The 15,979-nt window shown below is 72.2% G+C and carries 19 protein-coding genes; 11 read left to right on the top strand and 8 right to left on the bottom strand.

Annotation, left to right across the window (positions count from 1 at the left end):
* Positions 1-8: 8 nt before the first annotated feature.
* The 3 genes from ACTWNK_RS26345 to ACTWNK_RS26335 are packed head-to-tail and all read right to left on the bottom strand — an operon-like array spanning position 9 to position 2,889.
* Positions 9-956: a VWA domain-containing protein gene (locus ACTWNK_RS26345; RefSeq protein WP_474307219.1), complete on the bottom strand. Its 948-nt coding sequence runs from the start codon at positions 954-956 to the stop codon at positions 9-11.
* Positions 953-1,888, bottom strand: a complete 936-nt coding sequence (locus ACTWNK_RS26340) for a DUF58 domain-containing protein (RefSeq protein ID WP_474307218.1) — start codon at positions 1,886-1,888, stop codon at positions 953-955. The genes ACTWNK_RS26345 and ACTWNK_RS26340 overlap by 4 nt, the downstream gene beginning before the upstream one ends.
* Positions 1,885-2,889: an AAA family ATPase gene (locus ACTWNK_RS26335; RefSeq protein ID WP_474307217.1), complete on the bottom strand. Its 1,005-nt coding sequence runs from the start codon at positions 2,887-2,889 to the stop codon at positions 1,885-1,887. The genes ACTWNK_RS26340 and ACTWNK_RS26335 overlap by 4 nt, the downstream gene beginning before the upstream one ends.
* A gap of 56 nt (positions 2,890-2,945) precedes the next feature.
* Here ACTWNK_RS26335 and ACTWNK_RS26330 point away from each other — a divergent pair, with 56 nt between their 5' ends.
* Together ACTWNK_RS26330 and ACTWNK_RS26325 are read left to right on the top strand one after the other, a co-directional pair.
* Positions 2,946-3,722 carry a hypothetical protein gene (locus ACTWNK_RS26330; RefSeq protein WP_474307216.1) on the top strand — a complete coding sequence of 259 codons (777 nt, stop codon included), beginning with the start codon at positions 2,946-2,948 and terminating at the stop codon, positions 3,720-3,722.
* A gap of 76 nt (positions 3,723-3,798) precedes the next feature.
* A complete protein-coding gene (locus ACTWNK_RS26325) occupies positions 3,799-4,671 on the top strand; it encodes a DUF2268 domain-containing putative Zn-dependent protease (protein WP_474307215.1) in 873 nt (290 codons plus the stop codon).
* Between the two features lie 75 nt (positions 4,672-4,746).
* Here ACTWNK_RS26325 and ACTWNK_RS26320 read toward each other — a convergent pair whose 3' ends face one another.
* Together ACTWNK_RS26320 and ACTWNK_RS26315 are read right to left on the bottom strand one after the other, a co-directional pair.
* Entirely contained in the window at positions 4,747-5,418 is a 672-nt protein-coding gene (locus tag ACTWNK_RS26320) for a response regulator transcription factor (protein ID WP_474307214.1), read from the bottom strand.
* Positions 5,415-6,623 carry a sensor histidine kinase gene (locus tag ACTWNK_RS26315; RefSeq protein ID WP_474307213.1) on the bottom strand — a complete coding sequence of 403 codons (1,209 nt, stop codon included), beginning with the start codon at positions 6,621-6,623 and terminating at the stop codon, positions 5,415-5,417. The genes ACTWNK_RS26320 and ACTWNK_RS26315 overlap by 4 nt, the downstream gene beginning before the upstream one ends.
* Positions 6,624-6,776: 153 nt before the next feature.
* Between ACTWNK_RS26315 and ACTWNK_RS26310 the strand changes: the two genes are divergently transcribed.
* Entirely contained in the window at positions 6,777-7,352 is a 576-nt protein-coding gene (locus ACTWNK_RS26310; RefSeq protein ID WP_474307212.1) for an ATP-dependent Clp protease proteolytic subunit, read from the top strand.
* Positions 7,349-7,969, top strand: a complete 621-nt coding sequence (locus tag ACTWNK_RS26305; protein ID WP_474307211.1) for an ATP-dependent Clp protease proteolytic subunit — start codon at positions 7,349-7,351, stop codon at positions 7,967-7,969. Before ACTWNK_RS26310 ends, ACTWNK_RS26305 begins: the two co-directional genes overlap by 4 nt.
* A gap of 4 nt (positions 7,970-7,973) precedes the next feature.
* Here the strand turns inward: ACTWNK_RS26305 and ACTWNK_RS26300 are convergent, their stop codons facing one another.
* Complete coding sequence (locus ACTWNK_RS26300) at positions 7,974-8,390, bottom strand: hypothetical protein (protein WP_474307210.1); 417 nt, start codon at positions 8,388-8,390, stop codon at positions 7,974-7,976.
* Positions 8,391-8,803: 413 nt separating this feature from the next.
* On the opposite strand from ACTWNK_RS26300, the gene ACTWNK_RS26295 reads away from it, so the two are divergent.
* The 4 genes from ACTWNK_RS26295 (at position 8,804) to ACTWNK_RS26280 (ending at position 11,564) form a co-directional block, all read left to right on the top strand.
* Positions 8,804-9,493, top strand: coding sequence for a hypothetical protein (locus ACTWNK_RS26295; protein WP_474307209.1), 690 nt, complete (start codon positions 8,804-8,806; stop codon positions 9,491-9,493).
* Between the two features lie 61 nt (positions 9,494-9,554).
* Positions 9,555-10,322: a sulfite exporter TauE/SafE family protein gene (locus ACTWNK_RS26290; protein ID WP_474307208.1), complete on the top strand. Its 768-nt coding sequence runs from the start codon at positions 9,555-9,557 to the stop codon at positions 10,320-10,322.
* A gap of 34 nt (positions 10,323-10,356) precedes the next feature.
* Positions 10,357-11,334, top strand: a complete 978-nt coding sequence (locus tag ACTWNK_RS26285; protein ID WP_474307207.1) for a helix-turn-helix transcriptional regulator — start codon at positions 10,357-10,359, stop codon at positions 11,332-11,334.
* A gap of 14 nt (positions 11,335-11,348) precedes the next feature.
* Positions 11,349-11,564 (top strand): hypothetical protein, encoded by a 216-nt coding sequence (locus ACTWNK_RS26280; RefSeq protein ID WP_474307206.1) that lies wholly within the window; start codon positions 11,349-11,351, stop codon positions 11,562-11,564.
* Here the strand turns inward: ACTWNK_RS26280 and ACTWNK_RS26275 are convergent, their stop codons facing one another.
* Complete coding sequence (locus tag ACTWNK_RS26275) at positions 11,565-12,038, bottom strand: GbsR/MarR family transcriptional regulator (RefSeq protein WP_474307205.1); 474 nt, start codon at positions 12,036-12,038, stop codon at positions 11,565-11,567.
* Between the two features lie 85 nt (positions 12,039-12,123).
* Between ACTWNK_RS26275 and ACTWNK_RS26270 the strand changes: the two genes are divergently transcribed.
* Together ACTWNK_RS26270 and ACTWNK_RS26265 are read left to right on the top strand one after the other, a co-directional pair.
* Complete coding sequence (locus ACTWNK_RS26270) at positions 12,124-13,014, top strand: ABC transporter ATP-binding protein (protein WP_474307204.1); 891 nt, start codon at positions 12,124-12,126, stop codon at positions 13,012-13,014.
* Entirely contained in the window at positions 13,011-14,546 is a 1,536-nt protein-coding gene (locus ACTWNK_RS26265; RefSeq protein ID WP_474307203.1) for an ABC transporter permease, read from the top strand. Before ACTWNK_RS26270 ends, ACTWNK_RS26265 begins: the two co-directional genes overlap by 4 nt.
* A 10-nt stretch (positions 14,547-14,556) precedes the next feature.
* Here the strand turns inward: ACTWNK_RS26265 and ACTWNK_RS26260 are convergent, their stop codons facing one another.
* A complete protein-coding gene (locus ACTWNK_RS26260) occupies positions 14,557-15,396 on the bottom strand; it encodes a PhzF family phenazine biosynthesis protein (RefSeq protein WP_474307202.1) in 840 nt (279 codons plus the stop codon).
* A 93-nt stretch (positions 15,397-15,489) separates the two neighbouring features.
* On the opposite strand from ACTWNK_RS26260, the gene ACTWNK_RS26255 reads away from it, so the two are divergent.
* The gene (locus tag ACTWNK_RS26255; protein WP_474307201.1) at positions 15,490-15,858 is read left to right on the top strand and encodes a nuclear transport factor 2 family protein; all 369 of its coding nucleotides are present in this window, start codon (positions 15,490-15,492) and stop codon (positions 15,856-15,858) included.
* Positions 15,859-15,979 lie beyond the last annotated feature (121 nt).

The following is a 15,979-nucleotide window of genomic DNA, read 5'->3' as shown; positions in this document are numbered from 1 at the left end:
TACCGTGGTCAGGGGATGCGGACGCCCAGCAGCAGGCCCGCCGCCGCGACCGCCACGCCGACGAGCACCGCGGCCACGATGAACCACTGGGTGATCTCCTGGCTCACCGTCCTGAACCCCAGCGACGTGCCGATCTGCTCGTAGACCTCACGCAGCTCGTTGCCGGACTCGGCGGCGTAGGCCCGGCCGCCCGTGCCGTCGGAGAGCGTCTGCAGCGTCGTCTTGTTCACCGGCACCTGCACCGGCTTGCCGTCGATCATCACCGTGCCCTCCTGGGTGCCGTAGGCGATGGTCGAGACCGGCACCCGCGACTCGGTCGCCGCGCCGATGGCCTCGCTGACCGAGCGGCCGGAGGTGTTGTCGCCGTCGGACAGCAGCACCACGGCGGCGGGCGGCGGGTCGGTGACCGCGCGCTGGTCGAAGGAGCGCACCGAGTCGATCGAGCTGAAGACCGCCTCGCCGATCGCCGTGCCCGCCCGCGTCGACAGCGCGCCGATGGCGCTGACCACGGCCTGGTGGTCGGTGGTCGGCGAGACGACCACATTGGCCGACCTGGCGAACGCCACCAGCCCCACGTTGAAGCGCTCGGGCAGGTCACGGGTGAAGCGCTGGGCCGCGTCCTTGGCCGCGGCCAGGCGGTTGGGCGAGACGTCGTCGGCCTCCATCGACAGCGACACGTCCAAGGCGATCATGATGGTCGCCCGGTCGCGCGGCACGCGTACCTCGTCGGCCGGTTTGGCCGCGCCGACGACCAGCAGGCTCATCATGACGAGGAACAGCGCGGGCGGCACGTGCCTGCGCCAGCCCGGTCCCTCGGGCGCCACCAGCGTCAGCAGCGGCAGGTTGGTGAAGCGCACGGTGTAGCGGCGGCGCGCGAACTGGGCGGCGACGTACACCGCGACGAGCGCCGGGAGCAGCACCAGCAGCCACAGCCAGCCGGGGGCGAGAAAGGTCACGTGCCCCTCCGGTGGGTCAGATGGGCGGTGCGGCGCTGACGCAGCACGAACTGCGCCACGTCGAACACCCAGTCGCGGTCGGTGCGCAGCACGAGGTGGGCCACCCCGGCCCGGCGCAGCGCCGCCCTGGTGCCCTCACGTTGCAGCGCGGCGGCCTCGGCGTAGTCGTCGCGTAGCCTGCGGGAAAGGTGCACCTGACGAGTCCTTCCCGTTTCCGGGTCGCTGAACGCGATCGTGCCGATGTCCGGGAGTTCCAGCTCGCGCGGGTCGATCACCTCGACGGCCAGCACCTGGTGCCTGGCCGCCAGCCGCCTGATCGGCCGCTCCCACGGCCGCTCGGCCGAAGGGTCGAGCGAGGGCGCCGCGTCGATGAAGTCCGACACGACCACCCGCATCCCGCGCCGCCTGCGCGAGACCGCCATCACCTCGATCGCCTCGGCCAGATCGGGCGCCCCAGGTACGGCCGAGCCGCGCGGCGCGTCGGTCAGCGAGTGCAGCAGGCCGTACAGGGCCGGTCTGCCGGTGCGGGCGGGCATGCGGTGCACGGCGTCGTCGTGCAGGACGAACAGGCCGAACCTGTCGCCGATCCGGCTGGACAGGAAGCCGATCGCGCCGATCGCGGCCACGACGAGTTCGCGTTTGTCCATCTCGGCCGTGCCGAAGTCCATGCTCGGCGACAGGTCGGCCAGCGCCCAGGTCTCCAGCTCCCTGTCGGCGATGAGGTCACGCACGTGCGGGACGGTGGTGCGGGCGGTGACCGCCCAGTCCATGCGGCGCACGTCGTCCTCGCCCGGCACGTAGACGCGGCTGTCGCCCGCCTCGGAGCCGGGGCCCGGCAGCAGGCCGTTGTGCGCGCCGTGCAGCATGCCGTCCAGGCGGCGCAGGACCGTGAGCTCCAGCTTGCGCAGCGCGGTCTCCGCCGTGCCGGTCACGACCTGGCCTGGTTCCACACCACGAGCGGCGGCGGGACCACGGCCAGCACCTGACGCACGACCGTGTCGGGGTCGACGCCGTCGGCCAGCGCGTCGAACGTGAGCATGATCCGGTGGCCCATCACGTCGACCGCCACGTCGCGCACGTCGTCGGGCAGCAGGTAGTCGCGCCCGCGCAGCAGCGCCAGCGCCCGTCCCGCCGCCACCAGCCCGAGCGTCGCACGGGGACTGACGCCGATCTCGATCGTGTCGGCCAGATCGGCCAGGCCGTACTCGGCCGGAGCCCGGGTGGCCATCACCAGGCGGACGACATAGTCGGCGACCAGCTGGTGCACCGAGACCTGCTCGGCCGCGTTCTGCAGCGCCATCAGCCGGTCGGGGTCGAGCACGCGGCGCGGCACCGGCGGCGTGACGCTCATCCGGTGCAGGATCTCCAGCTCCTCGTGCGCACTGGGATGCGGCACCCGCACCCGGAACAGGAAGCGGTCGCGCTGCACCTCGGGCAGCGGGTAGACGCCCTCGGACTCGATCGGGTTCTGGGTGGCCAGCACGATGAAGGGCCTGGGCAGCGGATGGGTGACACCGGCGAGCGTGACCTGCCGCTCGGCCATCACCTCCAGCAGCGCCGACTGCACCTTGGCGGGAGCCCTGTTGATCTCGTCGGCGAGCAGGAAGTTGACGAAGACCGGACCGAGTTCGACGTCGAACTTCTCGCTGGAGGGATGGAAGACACGCGTGCCGACGATGTCGCTCGGCACCAGGTCGGGTGTGAACTGGATGCGTGCGAACGTGCCCCCGACCACGGTGGCCAGCGTCGAGGCGGCCAGCGTCTTGGCCACACCCGGCACGCCCTCCAGCAGGCAGTGGCCCCTGGCCATGAGCGCGAGGACCAGACGCTCGACCATGTGGTCCTGCCCCACGATGACCCGGCGCACCTCGTCGAGCGTGTGACGCAGCACGGTCGCGTCGTCGGGGGCCGGCAACTCTTCGGCGACACTCATGGGGGACATTCCATCAAACGCGTCGGATGCGCGCACGGCACCGCGCGTGTGTTTTCATGGCTGATGTGGCAAGTCCGCTGCAGTATGGCGATCCGCCCAGGCTGGGGCCCTTCGTGGTGCAGGCGAGGTTGCACACCGCGCCCGGAGGTCTGGTCTACCTGGCGCAGGCGCCCGACCACAGGGCCGTCTCGCTGGCGGTGCTGACCCGGGGAGCCGCCCTCGACCCCGCCGCTCGCGACCGGTTCGTCACCGGGATCAGGGAGGCGGCAGGCGGGCAGCGCTCCGGCCTGCGCAGCTGGATGGACCGGGCCAGGGGGCGCGCCGCCGTGCTCGACGGCACGCCGGGCGTCCTGGCCATGGACCTCGGCGCGGCGCCCTGGGTGGCGACCGCCTACGCGCCGGGCACTCAGGGGGCCGAGCGGTTCCTCGAACCCGTGCTGGTCGGCGGCACGCTCATCGGCGAGGCGCACGGCCCCGACTTCGTGCCGTACTGGCTGGGCGACCGTGCGCCCGCCGTGCCCGTGCGGGCCAGGCCGAGACCGCTGACCGAGACGCAGAAGGCCGTGCTGGTCGCGGCGGCCGTGCTGGCGGCGCTGCTGCTGATCGGCACGCTCATCGTGCTGCTGCTGTTCCGCGGCGCCGACGAGCAGACCGAGACGCCGCTGCCGCTGCCGGCCACCGAGTTCGTGCCGACCCCGCCGCCCGTGCCGACCGAGCCCGAACCCGAGCCTGAGCCCGAGCCCATCCCGTCGGAGGAGCCGACCGAGCAGGACAGCGGCGCGCCCACCCCGGGCGAGGGCGGCGAGGAGCCGGGCGAGGGCGACCCGCTCTGAGCCGCGCCTCGGCCTGGTCGGCCGCTCCGGTGCGCTTCTTGACCCTCACGCGACGTGAGTGCCTAGCGTTCGCGGCATGGAGTTCATCGTGCACGACACGGTCTCGGCGATGGCCGAGCTGCTCAGGGGCCCGGCGGCCGAACGGCCCGGCGCGCTCGGGCGCATGCTGGCGCCGATGGCGGAGGCCGTGCGCCTGCCCGGCGACATCGTCGACCTGCACCACATGGGCGGCGGTTTCCGCATCGACCGCGACGACCCGCGCCACCTGCCCGCCCTGACCGCGCTGGCGGAGGCGGACGTGCTCGGCCAGGTACGGCTGCGCCTGGGCGAGGCGTTCGCGTACCTGTCGGCCGAGGTGCCCGGTCTGCGGCATCCGCCGAGCCTCCAGGTGATGTTCGTCCTGGGCGATCCCGGCGACTCCTACCTGATGGACGTCGTGGGCGGCTACTACGGCATGGGCGGCACGCCCGGCTGGCTCTACCTGGTGGCCTGGCCGGACGAGCACGTCATCTCGCGCATCGCGCACTGCGCCGTGCACGAGTTCCACCACAACGTGCGGTACGCCAACGTCGAGTGGGACCCGGACACGGTCACGGTGGGCGAGCACGTGGTGGCCGAAGGGCTGGCCGAGGCGTTCGTCAGGGAGCTGTCCGGGCCGGACGCGATGGGGCCGTGGTCGGCCAGGGTCACCGGGACCGCCTTCGACGAGGCCTACGCGAAGATCGTCGCCGATGTGTCGCTCGCCGGTATGCGTCACACGCCCGGCTACGTCCTGGGCGACACGGCCGCCGCACGCTTCGGCGGGCAGCCGCGCGGCATCCCCGACCTGGCGGGTTACGCGGTGGGGCTGAGCATCGTGGACGCCCATCTGGCGGCGTCCGGGATGAGCGCGGCGGCCAGTTCGGTGCTGACGGGCGAGGAGATCCTGCGCAGCGCCGGTGTGCTCTAGTGCGCGAACGCTCCAGAGCGGGAGTGCTTTAGGGCTGGTGTGCTCTAGTGCGGGTGTGCTCTCGGCCAAGTACGTCTAGTGCGGGGCGACGAAGCCCGATTCGTAGGCGGCGATCACGGCCTGGGTGCGGTCGCGTGCGCCGAGCTTGGTCAGCACGTTGCCCACGTGCGTCTTGACCGTCTCGGCGCTGACCACCAGTTCGGCGGCGATCTCGCCGTTGGACAGACCCCTGCTCATCAGCCGCAGCACGTCGCCCTCGCGTGCGGTCAGCCTGGCGATGCCCGGTGCCTGCGCGATCGGCCTGCGGGCGGCCAGCGCCCTGATCGCCGAGGGGAACAGCAGCGAGTCGCCCCTGGCCACCAGGCGTACGGCCGAGATCAGCTCGTCCGGTCGCGTGCGCTTCAGCAGGAACCCGTCGGCGCCCGCCCGTAGCGCGTCGTAGACGTGGTCGTCGTTCTCGAACGTGGTCACCACCAGCACCTTGGGCGGCTCGGGAAGCGCCACCAGCAGCCGGGTGGCCTCGATGCCGTCCATCGCGGGCATGCGGACGTCCATGAGCACGACGTCGGGCCGCTGCCTGCGCACCACGGGCAGCACGGCGGCCCCGTCGGCCGCCTCGCCGACGACGGTGATGCCGGGCTCCGACTCCAGGATGATGCGCAGTCCCGTCCTGATCAGATCCTCGTCGTCGGCGATCACCACGCGCACGTGCCGTCCCTCGCCCGTGCTCCCGGTCTCCTCGCTCATGATCCCGACCGTAGCGGCACCCGCACCCGTACCCGCCATCGGCCCGCTCCGCACGGTCCCGCCTCGACCGTGCCGCCCAGCAGCGCCGCCCGCTCGCGCATGCCGGTCACACCGCGCCCGTCGCGCCCGCCGGGCCCGGCCTGCGCGGGCGCGGCGCGGTCGTTGGCCAGCTCGAGCTCCAGACCGCCCTCGCGTACGGCGGCGGCCAGCTGGATGCGGCCCTCGCCGTGCCTGATGGCGTTGGTGAGCGCCTCCTGGACGATGCGGTAGGCCTCGCGCGAGACGACCGCGGGCACGCCGTCGAGCTCGCCCACGTCGGTCTCGACGTCGGCGCCGCTGGCGGCGATGAGCGGGCCTAGGTCGGCCAGCGTGGCCTGCGGCGCGGTGCCCGACTCGCCCGGCGCCTCGTCCGCCGCCGTGCGCAGGACGCCGAGCACGTGGTCGAGGTCGGTCAGCGCCGCGCGTGCCACCTCCTCGATGGCCGACAGCGCGCGCCGTGCGGTGGGCGGGTCGCGCTCCAGCACGCGGGCGGCGGCAGCGGCCTGCAGGGTGACCACGCTGAGCGCGTGGCCGACGGAGTCGTGCAACTCCCTGGCCAGCCGGTTGCGCTCGGCCAGCGCACGCGCCCGCTCCTCGGCGGCGGCGAGCCTTTCACGGGTGGAGGGGCCGAGCAGCTTCCCGGCGAGCCCGCCCATCAGCCTGACCACCACCCAGGCGAGCGCCTGCAGCAGCGCCAGCAGGGTGAGCCCGGCGAGCGGCCACCCGATCGACCCCCAGCCCGGCTCGGCCCGCAGCCCCACCACCGCCATCGAACTGCCGACGAACGGCACCGTGAACGTCCACACGGCGAACGGCACCAGCGCCAGCGTCGTGCCGCTCAGCACGCCGCCGAGCGCCAGATGCAGCGTGAACCAGCTCGCCGTGCGCCTGCGCTCCTCCCACGTGCGCTCCCCGTCGCCCGGCGCGGGCACGACCGCGCCCAGCAGTCCCGCCGCCGCGGTGCTCTCCAGCGCGCGCACCGGCAGGAACAGCCCCGTGAGCCAGAGCAGCGGAAGCACCGCGAGGAACACCCTGGGGTCGAGCGTGTTGCCCACCGCCGTCCCGCCGCCGGTGACGGCGCTGACGACCGACCCGGCCAGCATGTACGGCATCAGCAGGGCGCCGCCGAGAATCAGCCAGGCCCAGCCGCGATACGTCGTGCGCATGTGTCAATTGTCCCACACCGCATTTCACGCAGGGCATATTCGGCTTTGCGAGAAATGTGCTCACGGTGAAAAGCAGTCGGCCATTCCGAAAGCCGGGAGTAGCTTCGTCGGTAGCCGTTATTTAGCCTTCACCGTTCTCCGGAAAGGGGCATCATGTCGGACGCCCAGCGTGTTCAGTTCCCGGAACAACTCAGCGATCGCCTGCTCAAGGAGCGCATCGTGGTCCTCGGCAAGGAGGTCGACGACGACATCGCCAATCGCCTCTGCGCGGAATTGCTCCTGCTCTCCGCGGCCGACCCCGAGCGCGACATTTTCCTGTACATCAATTCGCCGGGCGGCGTGGTCTCGGCCGGGCTCGCCGTTTACGACATGATGCAGTTCATCCCCAACGACGTGGCGACGGTGGCGATGGGCATGGCCGCCTCGATGGGGCAGGTGCTGCTGTGCGCCGGCACGCCGGGCAAGCGTTACGTGCTGCCGCACGCCCGGGTGATGATGCACCAGCCCATCGGCGGCATCGGCGGCACGGCGGCCGACATCGCCATCCAGGCCGAGCAGATGATCTACACCAAGCGCATCCTGGCCGAGCGCACCGCCTTCCACACCGGGCAGCCGCTGGAGCGGGTCGAGGCCGACTCCGACCGGGATCGCTGGTTCACCGCCCAGGAGGCGGTCGACTACGGCATGGTCGACCGTGTCATCACGCGTGCCGGGGCGGTGTCGGCGTGAACTCCCGCTACGTGCTGCCGTCCTTCGTCGAGCGCACCTCCTACGGGGTCAAGGAGAGCACGCCGTACAACAAGCTGTTCGAGGATCGGATCATCTTCCTCGGCACGCCGATCGACGACACCTGCGCCAATGACGTCATGGCCCAGCTGCTGACGCTGGAGTCGGCCGATCCCGATGCCGACGTGCATCTCTACATCAACTCGCCGGGCGGGTCGTTCACCGCGATGACGGCCATCTACGACACGATGCAGTTCATCAGGCCGCAGGTGGGCACCGTGTGCATCGGGGAGGCCTCCTCGGCCGCCGCCGTCCTGCTGGCGGCCGGGGCGCCCGGCAAGCGCGCCGCACTGCCGCATGCGCGGATCCTGCTGCACCAGCCCGCCACGCAGGGGGCCACGCGGGGATCGTCGAGCGACCTGGAGATCCAGGCGGGCGAGATCCTGCGCATGCGCGATCTGCAGGAGACCATTCTCGGCCGGCACACCGGCCGTACTCCCGAGCAGGTCAGGAAGGACATCGAGCGCGACCGGTTCTTCACTCCCGAGCAGGCGCGGACCTACGGGCTGATCGACGACGTCTACACCGGGCGCAAGCGCACCCTCGTCGCGACGCGCTGACGCGTCACGGGTGCTGTTCGCCGCCCGGCGCGTCGGTCAGGAGATCGCGCAGCTCGGCGGCGACCCGGGCGTGCATCGCGGTGGCCGTGCGCGGGGCGTGCTCGTCGAGCTGATGCATGATCCAGTGCTGGGCGAGGACCGCCGGATGGCGATAGGAGGCCTCCTGCTCCTCGTCCAGCCCGTAGACCACCATGGCGTCGGCATGGTGGGCCAGCAGCCACAGCGGCTGAGCCGGGACCTGCCACTGCGCGGCGTCCTGGTCCTGCCCCGCGATCACCTCGGCCACCTGCCTGGCCGCCTCCCGCAACTCCAGCCCGCTCCCCGGCACCGCGAACGCAGCGGCGTCGACCAGACTCTGCAGCACCGCCACCAGATGGAGGGCCTCGACCGAGACGCTCTCCCCGAAGTCGCATTCGGACATGCCCGCCAGTCTGCCCATCCCCCCACCGCCTTTCAGGCCTTTCGCCCACCCGAAGCCCATTCGATGCCGTCTTGTCACTGCGCCTTCTTGGCCGGGGGTGGGGAAGTCGAGGGTTGTGGGGGCGGGGGCGATTGCTTTGGTGACGGATGGCGAGGTGGGCGGGGTTGGGCTCGGGCGCAATGAGGCGCAGGCCCAGGAAATGGCCGCCTCCCAGTGTGCTGCGAGCGCCGCAATCCGCGATGGCCGCCTCCCGAGGCAATGCGAGCGCCGTCCCCCGCAGTGGCCGTCTCGCGAGGTGTTCGCCGATGCTGTGCCCCGACATGTCGGCCACCCCCTGAAATGTCGTGAAATCAACCGACGGTCATGACACCGTGGTGCGCCTCCGCGATCATGAAGGGTGAGGAGGTGCGGACATGGCGCGGAGCACTGACGGGGTGGGGATGGCGCTGCGGCGGGCTGTGGGGACGGTGGGGCGGTGGTGGTTGGTCGGGGGGACGGTCGGGGCCGGGGTGGTGGGGGCGGGGGCGATCGTGGTGGCGGCGGATGGGGTGACATATGCCGATGTGGCGGGGCCGGTGCAGAGTTTGATGTCGGTGTTCGTGCCGTTCATCGGGATCGTGCTGGCTCATGATCTTCGGCGGGCGCCGGAGGAGCTGCGGTTCGGGCCGACGGTCGCAGGGGCGGTGGTGGTGGCGGTGTTCGTCGCGTTGGTGGGGGCGGCCGTGGCGGCGCTCGCGCTGGTGTTCGCGCCCGGTGGGGGTGCGCAGGACGCCTGGGAGCGGGTGGGGCCGATCGTGGCGGGCGCGGTGCTGGTGCAGGGCGTGGCCCAGTTGACGGGGGTCGGGCTGGGGCTGCTGCTGCGTTCGTTCCCCGTCGCGGCGCTGGCCAGTATCGTGGCGCCGCTCGGCCTGTGGCTGGTGCTGGGTCCGCTCGGGTCCGTCCGGGGCTGGCTGACGCCGTATGCCTCCGCGCGGTTGTTGCTGACCGGGCGGATGGACGCGCCGGCCTGGGCGCAGTGGGCGGTGATGGTGCTGATCTGGGGCGTGGCGCTGAACGCCGCCGGCCTGCGACGCCTCGGACGGCAGAGCGGCACGCAGGACTGACCGGGGGAGCGGTGTCGGCGCGCGGGAAGGCGGCCGGTAGCCTCGGGCGGCGGAGGCTGGGATGTCGGTGGAGCAGGTGCTGCTGTTGCTGGTGGCGGCGGCGGGTGCGGGGTGGGTCGACGCGGTCGTGGGCGGCGGCGGGCTGTTGCAGCTGCCCGCCCTGATGGTGGCGGGCGTGCCTCCGGTGCAGGCGATGGCCACGAACAAGCTGTCGTCGATCTTCGGCACCGCCTCGGCCGCGGTCACCTACGCCAGAGGCGTCAAGCTGGAGCGGGAGGTGGCGCTGCCCGCGGGCGTGCTCGCGGTGCTGTCGGCGGGGCTCGGCGCCTCGGCGGCGGCGGCCGTGTCGGCGCAGGTGCTGCGGCCCGTGGTGATGGCGGTGCTGCTCGGCGTGGCGGTGTTCGTGACCGTGCGGCCCTCGTTCGGCGCGCTGCCGCAGCCCGCACTGCGCACGCGTAGCAGGCGGCTGACGGCGATCGCCCTGTCCGGCGTGGTGGTGGCCTTCTACGACGGGCTGATCGGGCCGGGCACGGGCACCTTCCTCATCATCGTGTTCACCACGGTGCTCGGCATGGACTTCGTACACGCTTCGGCCACCTCCAAAGTGCTCAACACGGGTACGAACCTGGGCGCGCTGCTGGTGTTCGCCTGGCAGGGACACGTCCTGTGGGCCCTGGGCCTCGGCATGGCGGTGTGCAACATCGCCGGAGCGCAGATCGGCGCCCGGATGGCGTTGCGCAAGGGCGCCGGGTTCGTGCGGATCGTCCTGCTGTGTGTGGTGGTGGCGATGGTGGCCAGGCTCGGCTACCAGCAGCTCACCGGCCGCTGACACCCTCGGCCCGTACGGCGGGCACAATGGCAGGGTGCGTGCGAGCCGGTTGCTGTCCTTGCTTCTGCTGCTGCAGGCCAGAGGGCGGATGACCGCGCCCGAGCTGGCCGCGGAGCTGGAGGTGTCGGTCAGGACGGTCTATCGCGACATGGAGGCCCTGTCGGCCGCCGGAGTGCCGGTCTATGCCGACAGGGGCCCGGCGGGCGGCTACCAACTGCTCGACGGGTTCCGGACCAGGCTCAACGGACTGACGGCCGAGGAGGCCTCGTCGTTGTTCCTCGCGGGCCTGCCGGGCCCGGCCGCCGAGATGGGCCTGGGCCATGTGGCGGCCAACGCCGAGCTCAAGATCCTGGCCGCCCTGCCGCCCGAACCCCGCTCGCAGGCGGCCAGGATGCGCGAACGCTTCCACCTGGACGTGCCCGGGTGGTATCGGGCGGCCGACGACGTGCCCTACCTCGGCGAGGTGTCGGAGGCGGTGTGGGCCCAGCGGCGGCTGCGGATGACCTACAGGCGCTGGGGCCAGCAGGTCGTCGAGCGCCTGGTCGAGCCGTACGGCCTGGTGCTCAAGGGCGGCTCCTGGTACATGGTGGCCGCGCCGAAGGGCGGCACGCCGCGCACCTACCGGGTGGCGCGCATCATCGAGGCCGAGGCGCAGGCCGACGGGTTCGAACGGCCCGTGGGCTTCGAGCTCGCGCCGTACTGGGAGGTCTACTCCAAGGACTTCAAGAAGCGGATGTTCGCCGACGAGGCGGTGTTGCGGCTCGCGCCGGGTGTGGAGGGCTTCTTCACCTTCGTGGTGGGCGCCGACGTGGGCGACGCGGCGCTGGCGGCGGCGGGCGAGCCGGACGCCGAAGGCTGGCGCACGGTCAGGCTCCAGGTGGAGTCGCTCGACCGCACGCCTTCGCTGCTGCTCAGACTGGGCACGGCCGTGGAGGTGGTGGGCCCGCCGCGGCTGCGCGCCGCGATGGTGGAGGCGGTCGCCGCGCTGAGCAGGATGTACGGCACGGCCTGAGTTACCCTCGGAACATGACGAACGACCTGCCCACCCTCATGCAGCAGGCGCAGGACGACGACCCGCTGCGCGCCCTTGAGGCGACGACCGCGCTGCGCCGGGAGGTCGAGCGCATGGAGGCCGTCCAGGTGCGCAGGGCCAGGGTCGCGGGCATGCCGTGGGCGATCATCGCGCACGCGCTGGGTGTCAGCAAGCAGGCCGTGCACAAGAAATACGGGCGTAAGGCCTGATCACTGCTCGCCGGTCTGGCTTTCACGCCATCGGTCGAGGATCTTGGGCACCTGCTCCTGGATGAAGGAGAAATAGTCCTCCATGCGCCGGATGCTCGCGCCCGCGCTCGTGCCGGTGCCGCCGACGGCCGTGACCGCGTCGCCCGCCGCCTCCCTGATCTGGTTGTAGACCGTCATCTTGGTCAGCGTGACCTCGTACCACGCCTCGTCGGGCAGGTGGTAGATGTCGCGCCGCGAGCCGGGCACGGGTTCGCGCACGATGAGGTTCATGTGCATGAGCGATCTGACCGCGCCGGAGATGGCGGCGGGGCTCACCTCCAGCCGTTCGCCGAGCTCGACGGCCGTCAGCGCCTTCTCCTCGGCGGTCATCATCGTGAACAGCACCCGGGCCGCCATCGGCGGGAACCCCCAGTCGCTGAACACCCGGGCCATCCGCTCGACTGACTGGCGTACGGCTTCCTCGTCACGGCTCATCGGTGTCTCCATCGCCCCAAACACTACGCGATTCATACGCTACACAGCTTTCACAAGCTTGTGAAACATCTGTACGCTGTGGCGCATGGAAAACACCATTGCGGTGTCCGGCCTGCACAAGAGCTTCGGCAGGACCCATGCTCTCGACGGCCTCGACCTCCAGGTGGCCCCTGGCGAGGTGCACGGCTTCCTCGGCCCCAACGGGTCGGGCAAATCCACCACGATCCGCGTCCTGCTCGGCCTGCTCAAGGCCGACGCCGGCACCGTCGGACTGCTCGGCGGCGACCCGTGGCAGGACGCCACCGAGCTGCACCGGCGCCTGGCCTACGTGCCCGGCGACGTCACCCTCTGGCCGAGCCTGTCGGGCGGAGAGGTGATCGACCTGCTCGGCAGGCTGCGCGGCGGGCTGGACGCCGGGCGCAGGGCCGAGCTGATCGAAAGGTTCGAGCTCGACCCGCGCAAGAAGGGCCGCGCCTACTCCAAGGGCAACAGGCAGAAGGTCGCCCTGGTGGCCGCGCTCGCCTCCGACGTCGAACTGCTGCTGCTCGACGAACCCACATCGGGCCTCGACCCGCTCATGGAGGCGGTCTTCCAGCAGGCGGTCCTGGAGGAGAAGGCGCGCGGGCGCACGGTCCTGCTGTCCAGCCACATCCTGGCCGAGGTCGAGGCGCTGTGCGACCGGGTGAGCATCATCCGCGACGGCCGTACCGTCGAGAGCGGCACCCTGGAGGAGCTGCGCCACCTGACGCGCACCACCATCACCGCCGAACTCGCGACCGCGCCTGGCCCGTTGCCCGACGTGCACGACCTCAAGGCCGAAGGCGCCAAGGTCACCTTCGAGGTCGACGCCGAGCACCTCGACGCCGCCCTGCGCGCGCTCACCGCACACGGCGTGCGCTCGCTGACCAGCCATCCGCCCACCCTTGAGGCGCTGTTCCTGCGCCACTACCAGCAGGAGAAGGTGTCCGCGCGATGATCCGCCTGGCACTGCGCCGCGACCGGCTGCTGCTGCCGCTGTGGGTGCTCATCCTCGGCGCCCTGCCCGCCGGGTACGCCTCGGGCACCGCCGGGCTCTACCCGACGGCCGCCCAGCTGCGGCAGTACGCCGACGCCATGGCGGGCAACCCCGCCCTCATCGCCCTGTACGGCCCGCTGCACGGCGGCGACGTCGGCGCGCTGGCCGTGTGGCGGGCCGGATTCCTCTACGTCGTCGTCGCACTGATCAGCATGCTCGTCGTCATCAGGCACACCAGGGTCGAGGAGGAGAGCGGCAGGCGCGAGCTGGTCGGCTCCACCGCCGTGTCCCGGCGTGCGCCGCTGCGCGCGGCCCTCGTCGTGGTGATCGGCGCCGACCTCCTGCTCGGCCTGCTGATCGCCGCGGGCCTCGCCCCGTACGGCGGCGCGAGCGCGCTGCCGGCCGGGCTGTCGTTCAGCGCGGCGGGCATCGCGTTCGCCGCGGTCGGCGCGCTCGTCGCCCAGCTGACCGAGAGCGCGTCGGCGGCCAGGGCGATCGGCGTCACCGCGCTGGGCGTCGCCTACCTGCTGCGGATGGCCGATCTGCCGTGGCTCACGCCGATCGGCTGGGCCCAGCAGACCCGGCCGTTCGCGGGCGACGACTGGCTGCCCCTGGCCTTGTGCCTGGCCTTCGCCGCGCTCGTGTCATGGGCCGCCTTCGCGCTCGCGGCCGGGCGCGACGTCGGCGCGGGTGTGTTCGCCGCCAGGCTCGGGCCCGCCGGAGCCGCGCCCGGCCTGCGGACGACGTACGCGCTGGCCTGGCGGTTGCACCGGGGGCTGCTGCTGGGCTGGACGGCCGGGTTCGCGGCGATCGGCATGGTGATGGGCGGCGCGGCCAAGTCGGCGGCCGACGCCATGGCCGACAGCCCCGAACTGCTGGACTACCTCGTCAGGCTCGGCGGGGCGCACGGGATCGTCGACGCCTTCATGGGGGTGGTCGCCGGGCTGTTCGGCATCATCTCGGCCGCCTATGCCGTACAGGCCGCGCTCAGGATGCGTGCGGAGGAGAGTGCGGGGCGGGTGGAGCCACTGCTGGCCACCAGGACGGGACGGCTGTCGTGGGCGGCGGGGCATCTGGTGTTCGCCCTGCTCGGCCCGGCGCTCGCGCTCGTGGCCGGAGGCCTGGCCACCGGGCTCACCTACGGCGCGAGCGTCTCCGACGTCGGCGGGCACGTCGCGCCGGTCCTGGGCGCCGTGCTGGTGCAGCTGCCCGCGGTGTGGGTGATCGCGGGTGTGGCCGTGGCCCTGTTCGGGCTGGCGCCCCGGGCGTCGGGCGCGGCCTGGGGCGTGCTCGGGCTCTGCCTGCTGCTGGGGCAGATCGGCGCGGTGCTGCGGCTGAGCGAGCGGGTGCTCGACCTGTCGCCCTTCACACACGTGCCGCACCTGCCCGGCGGCGAGTTCACCCCGGCGCCCGTGGCCTGGCTGCTGGCCGTGGCCGCCGCGCTGGTCGCCCTCGGCATGTACGGCTGGCGCCGGCGCGACGTCGCCTCCTGAGGAAGGGCGTTCAGCCGATCGGCGCCGCTGTGCCCGACACCCTGACCCTGCTGTCACCGGCCCGCAGCTCCACCCGCAGCACGCCCGGCCGTCCCATGTCGGCGCCCTGCAGCACGGTCAGCACGGCGGGCACGGCCACCAGGCCGAGCGCACGCAGGTAGGCCCCGAACGCCGCGGCGGCGGCCCCGGTGGCGGGATCCTCGACGACCCCGCCGACGGGAAACGGGTTACGCGCATGGAACACCAGCTCCGACTCGCGCCACACCAGCTGCACCGTGGTCAGCTCGAGCCCGGCCATGAAGGCGGCCAGCCGATCGAAGTCGTAGGCGAGATCGGCCAGCCGCCCCCGGGTGGCCGACGCCAGGACGAGATGCCTGGCCCCGGCGTAGGCGATGCGCGGCGGCAGCGAGACGTCCAGGTCGCTCCACTCCCAGCCGAGCGCGCCGAGCGCCTGGCTGACCTCGTCGTCGCCGACGGCCTCCACATGGGGCTCGACGCTGGTCAGCGTGGCCTCGGGACGCCCGTCCGCGCCGGTGCCGACCTCGACGGGCACGGTGCCGGCCCGCGTGCGGAAGGTGACGGCCCCCGGGCCGATCCGCTCGGCCAGCGCCACCGCGCTCGCCACCGTGGCGTGCCCGCAGAACGGCACCTCGGTCCTCGGACTGAAGTAACGCACCGCGTAGTCGCGCTCGCCCTCGGCCGTCAGGAACGCGGTCTCCGAATAGCCGACACGGGCGGCGATGTCCGCCATCGCCGCGTCGTCGAGCCCGGAGGCGTCGAGCACGACTCCGGCGGGATTGCCACCCGCCGGATCGGCGCTGAACGCGGTGTAACGCAGCACATCGGTCATGTCATCGCCAACGCCGTACGGCTCCCGCGTCATCCCCTGGAGCCCGGCCCCGCCTACCCTGAACGACGAACATGCAGCCAGAAAGGACCATAAATGACGAAAAAACAGGCCTGGGCGGTCGTCACCGGTATGTACGACGCCTATGCCCGAGGCGACCGAGCCGGGATCGACGCCCTGCTGCACCCGGACGTCACCATCTTCGACTCCGCCGAACCCGGCATGGTCACCGGCCTGGCCGAACTGGAGCTCCTCAGGAACCGCAGACCGTCGGACGGCCCCGCCGAGACCGGTGTGCGCGCCTACGACGAGGTCGTCGACGTGTGGGGCGAGACCGCGCTGGCCCGCTACCTGCTGCGCGTCGACCTCGCGGACGGCGAGCCCGAGATCGTGCGCACCACCACCGTGCTCCGGCTCACCGACGACGGCTGGCGTATCGTGCACGTCCACGAGAACACGCTCTGACCTGCGGCTATCCTGAAACGACAGGGCCGTTCGCACAGCCGGATCCCCGGCGGGCGTGCGGTGTGCACAGCCGACCGGAAAGGGGGCGGACCTATGGTCTGGCAAGACTTCGCGCCCCCCT

Source organism: Nonomuraea sp. IBHARD001, from assembly GCF_056106265.1.
This window is presented reverse-complemented; position numbering and strand designations above follow the sequence as displayed.

Excerpts from the sequence above, each read along its gene's own strand:
- ACTWNK_RS26310 (WP_474307212.1), top strand. The coding sequence starts at position 6,777 with ATGTCGGACGCCCAGCGTGTTCAGTTCCCGGAACAACTCAGCGATCGC.
- ACTWNK_RS26270 (WP_474307204.1), top strand. The coding sequence starts at position 12,124 with ATGGAAAACACCATTGCGGTGTCCGGCCTGCACAAGAGCTTCGGCAGG.
- ACTWNK_RS26295 (WP_474307209.1), top strand. The coding sequence starts at position 8,804 with ATGGCGCGGAGCACTGACGGGGTGGGGATGGCGCTGCGGCGGGCTGTG.
- ACTWNK_RS26280 (WP_474307206.1), top strand. The coding sequence starts at position 11,349 with ATGACGAACGACCTGCCCACCCTCATGCAGCAGGCGCAGGACGACGAC.
- ACTWNK_RS26335 (WP_474307217.1), bottom strand. The coding sequence starts at position 2,889 with ATGAGTGTCGCCGAAGAGTTGCCGGCCCCCGACGACGCGACCGTGCTG.
- ACTWNK_RS26330 (WP_474307216.1), top strand. The coding sequence starts at position 2,946 with ATGGCTGATGTGGCAAGTCCGCTGCAGTATGGCGATCCGCCCAGGCTG.
- ACTWNK_RS26320 (WP_474307214.1), bottom strand. The coding sequence starts at position 5,418 with ATGAGCGAGGAGACCGGGAGCACGGGCGAGGGACGGCACGTGCGCGTG.
- ACTWNK_RS26255 (WP_474307201.1), top strand. The coding sequence starts at position 15,490 with ATGACGAAAAAACAGGCCTGGGCGGTCGTCACCGGTATGTACGACGCC.
- ACTWNK_RS26315 (WP_474307213.1), bottom strand. The coding sequence starts at position 6,623 with ATGCGCACGACGTATCGCGGCTGGGCCTGGCTGATTCTCGGCGGCGCC.
- ACTWNK_RS26265 (WP_474307203.1), top strand. The coding sequence starts at position 13,011 with ATGATCCGCCTGGCACTGCGCCGCGACCGGCTGCTGCTGCCGCTGTGG.
- ACTWNK_RS26325 (WP_474307215.1), top strand. The coding sequence starts at position 3,799 with ATGGAGTTCATCGTGCACGACACGGTCTCGGCGATGGCCGAGCTGCTC.
- ACTWNK_RS26260 (WP_474307202.1), bottom strand. The coding sequence starts at position 15,396 with ATGACCGATGTGCTGCGTTACACCGCGTTCAGCGCCGATCCGGCGGGT.
- ACTWNK_RS26275 (WP_474307205.1), bottom strand. The coding sequence starts at position 12,038 with ATGAGCCGTGACGAGGAAGCCGTACGCCAGTCAGTCGAGCGGATGGCC.
- ACTWNK_RS26300 (WP_474307210.1), bottom strand. The coding sequence starts at position 8,390 with ATGTCCGAATGCGACTTCGGGGAGAGCGTCTCGGTCGAGGCCCTCCAT.
- ACTWNK_RS26290 (WP_474307208.1), top strand. The coding sequence starts at position 9,555 with ATGTCGGTGGAGCAGGTGCTGCTGTTGCTGGTGGCGGCGGCGGGTGCG.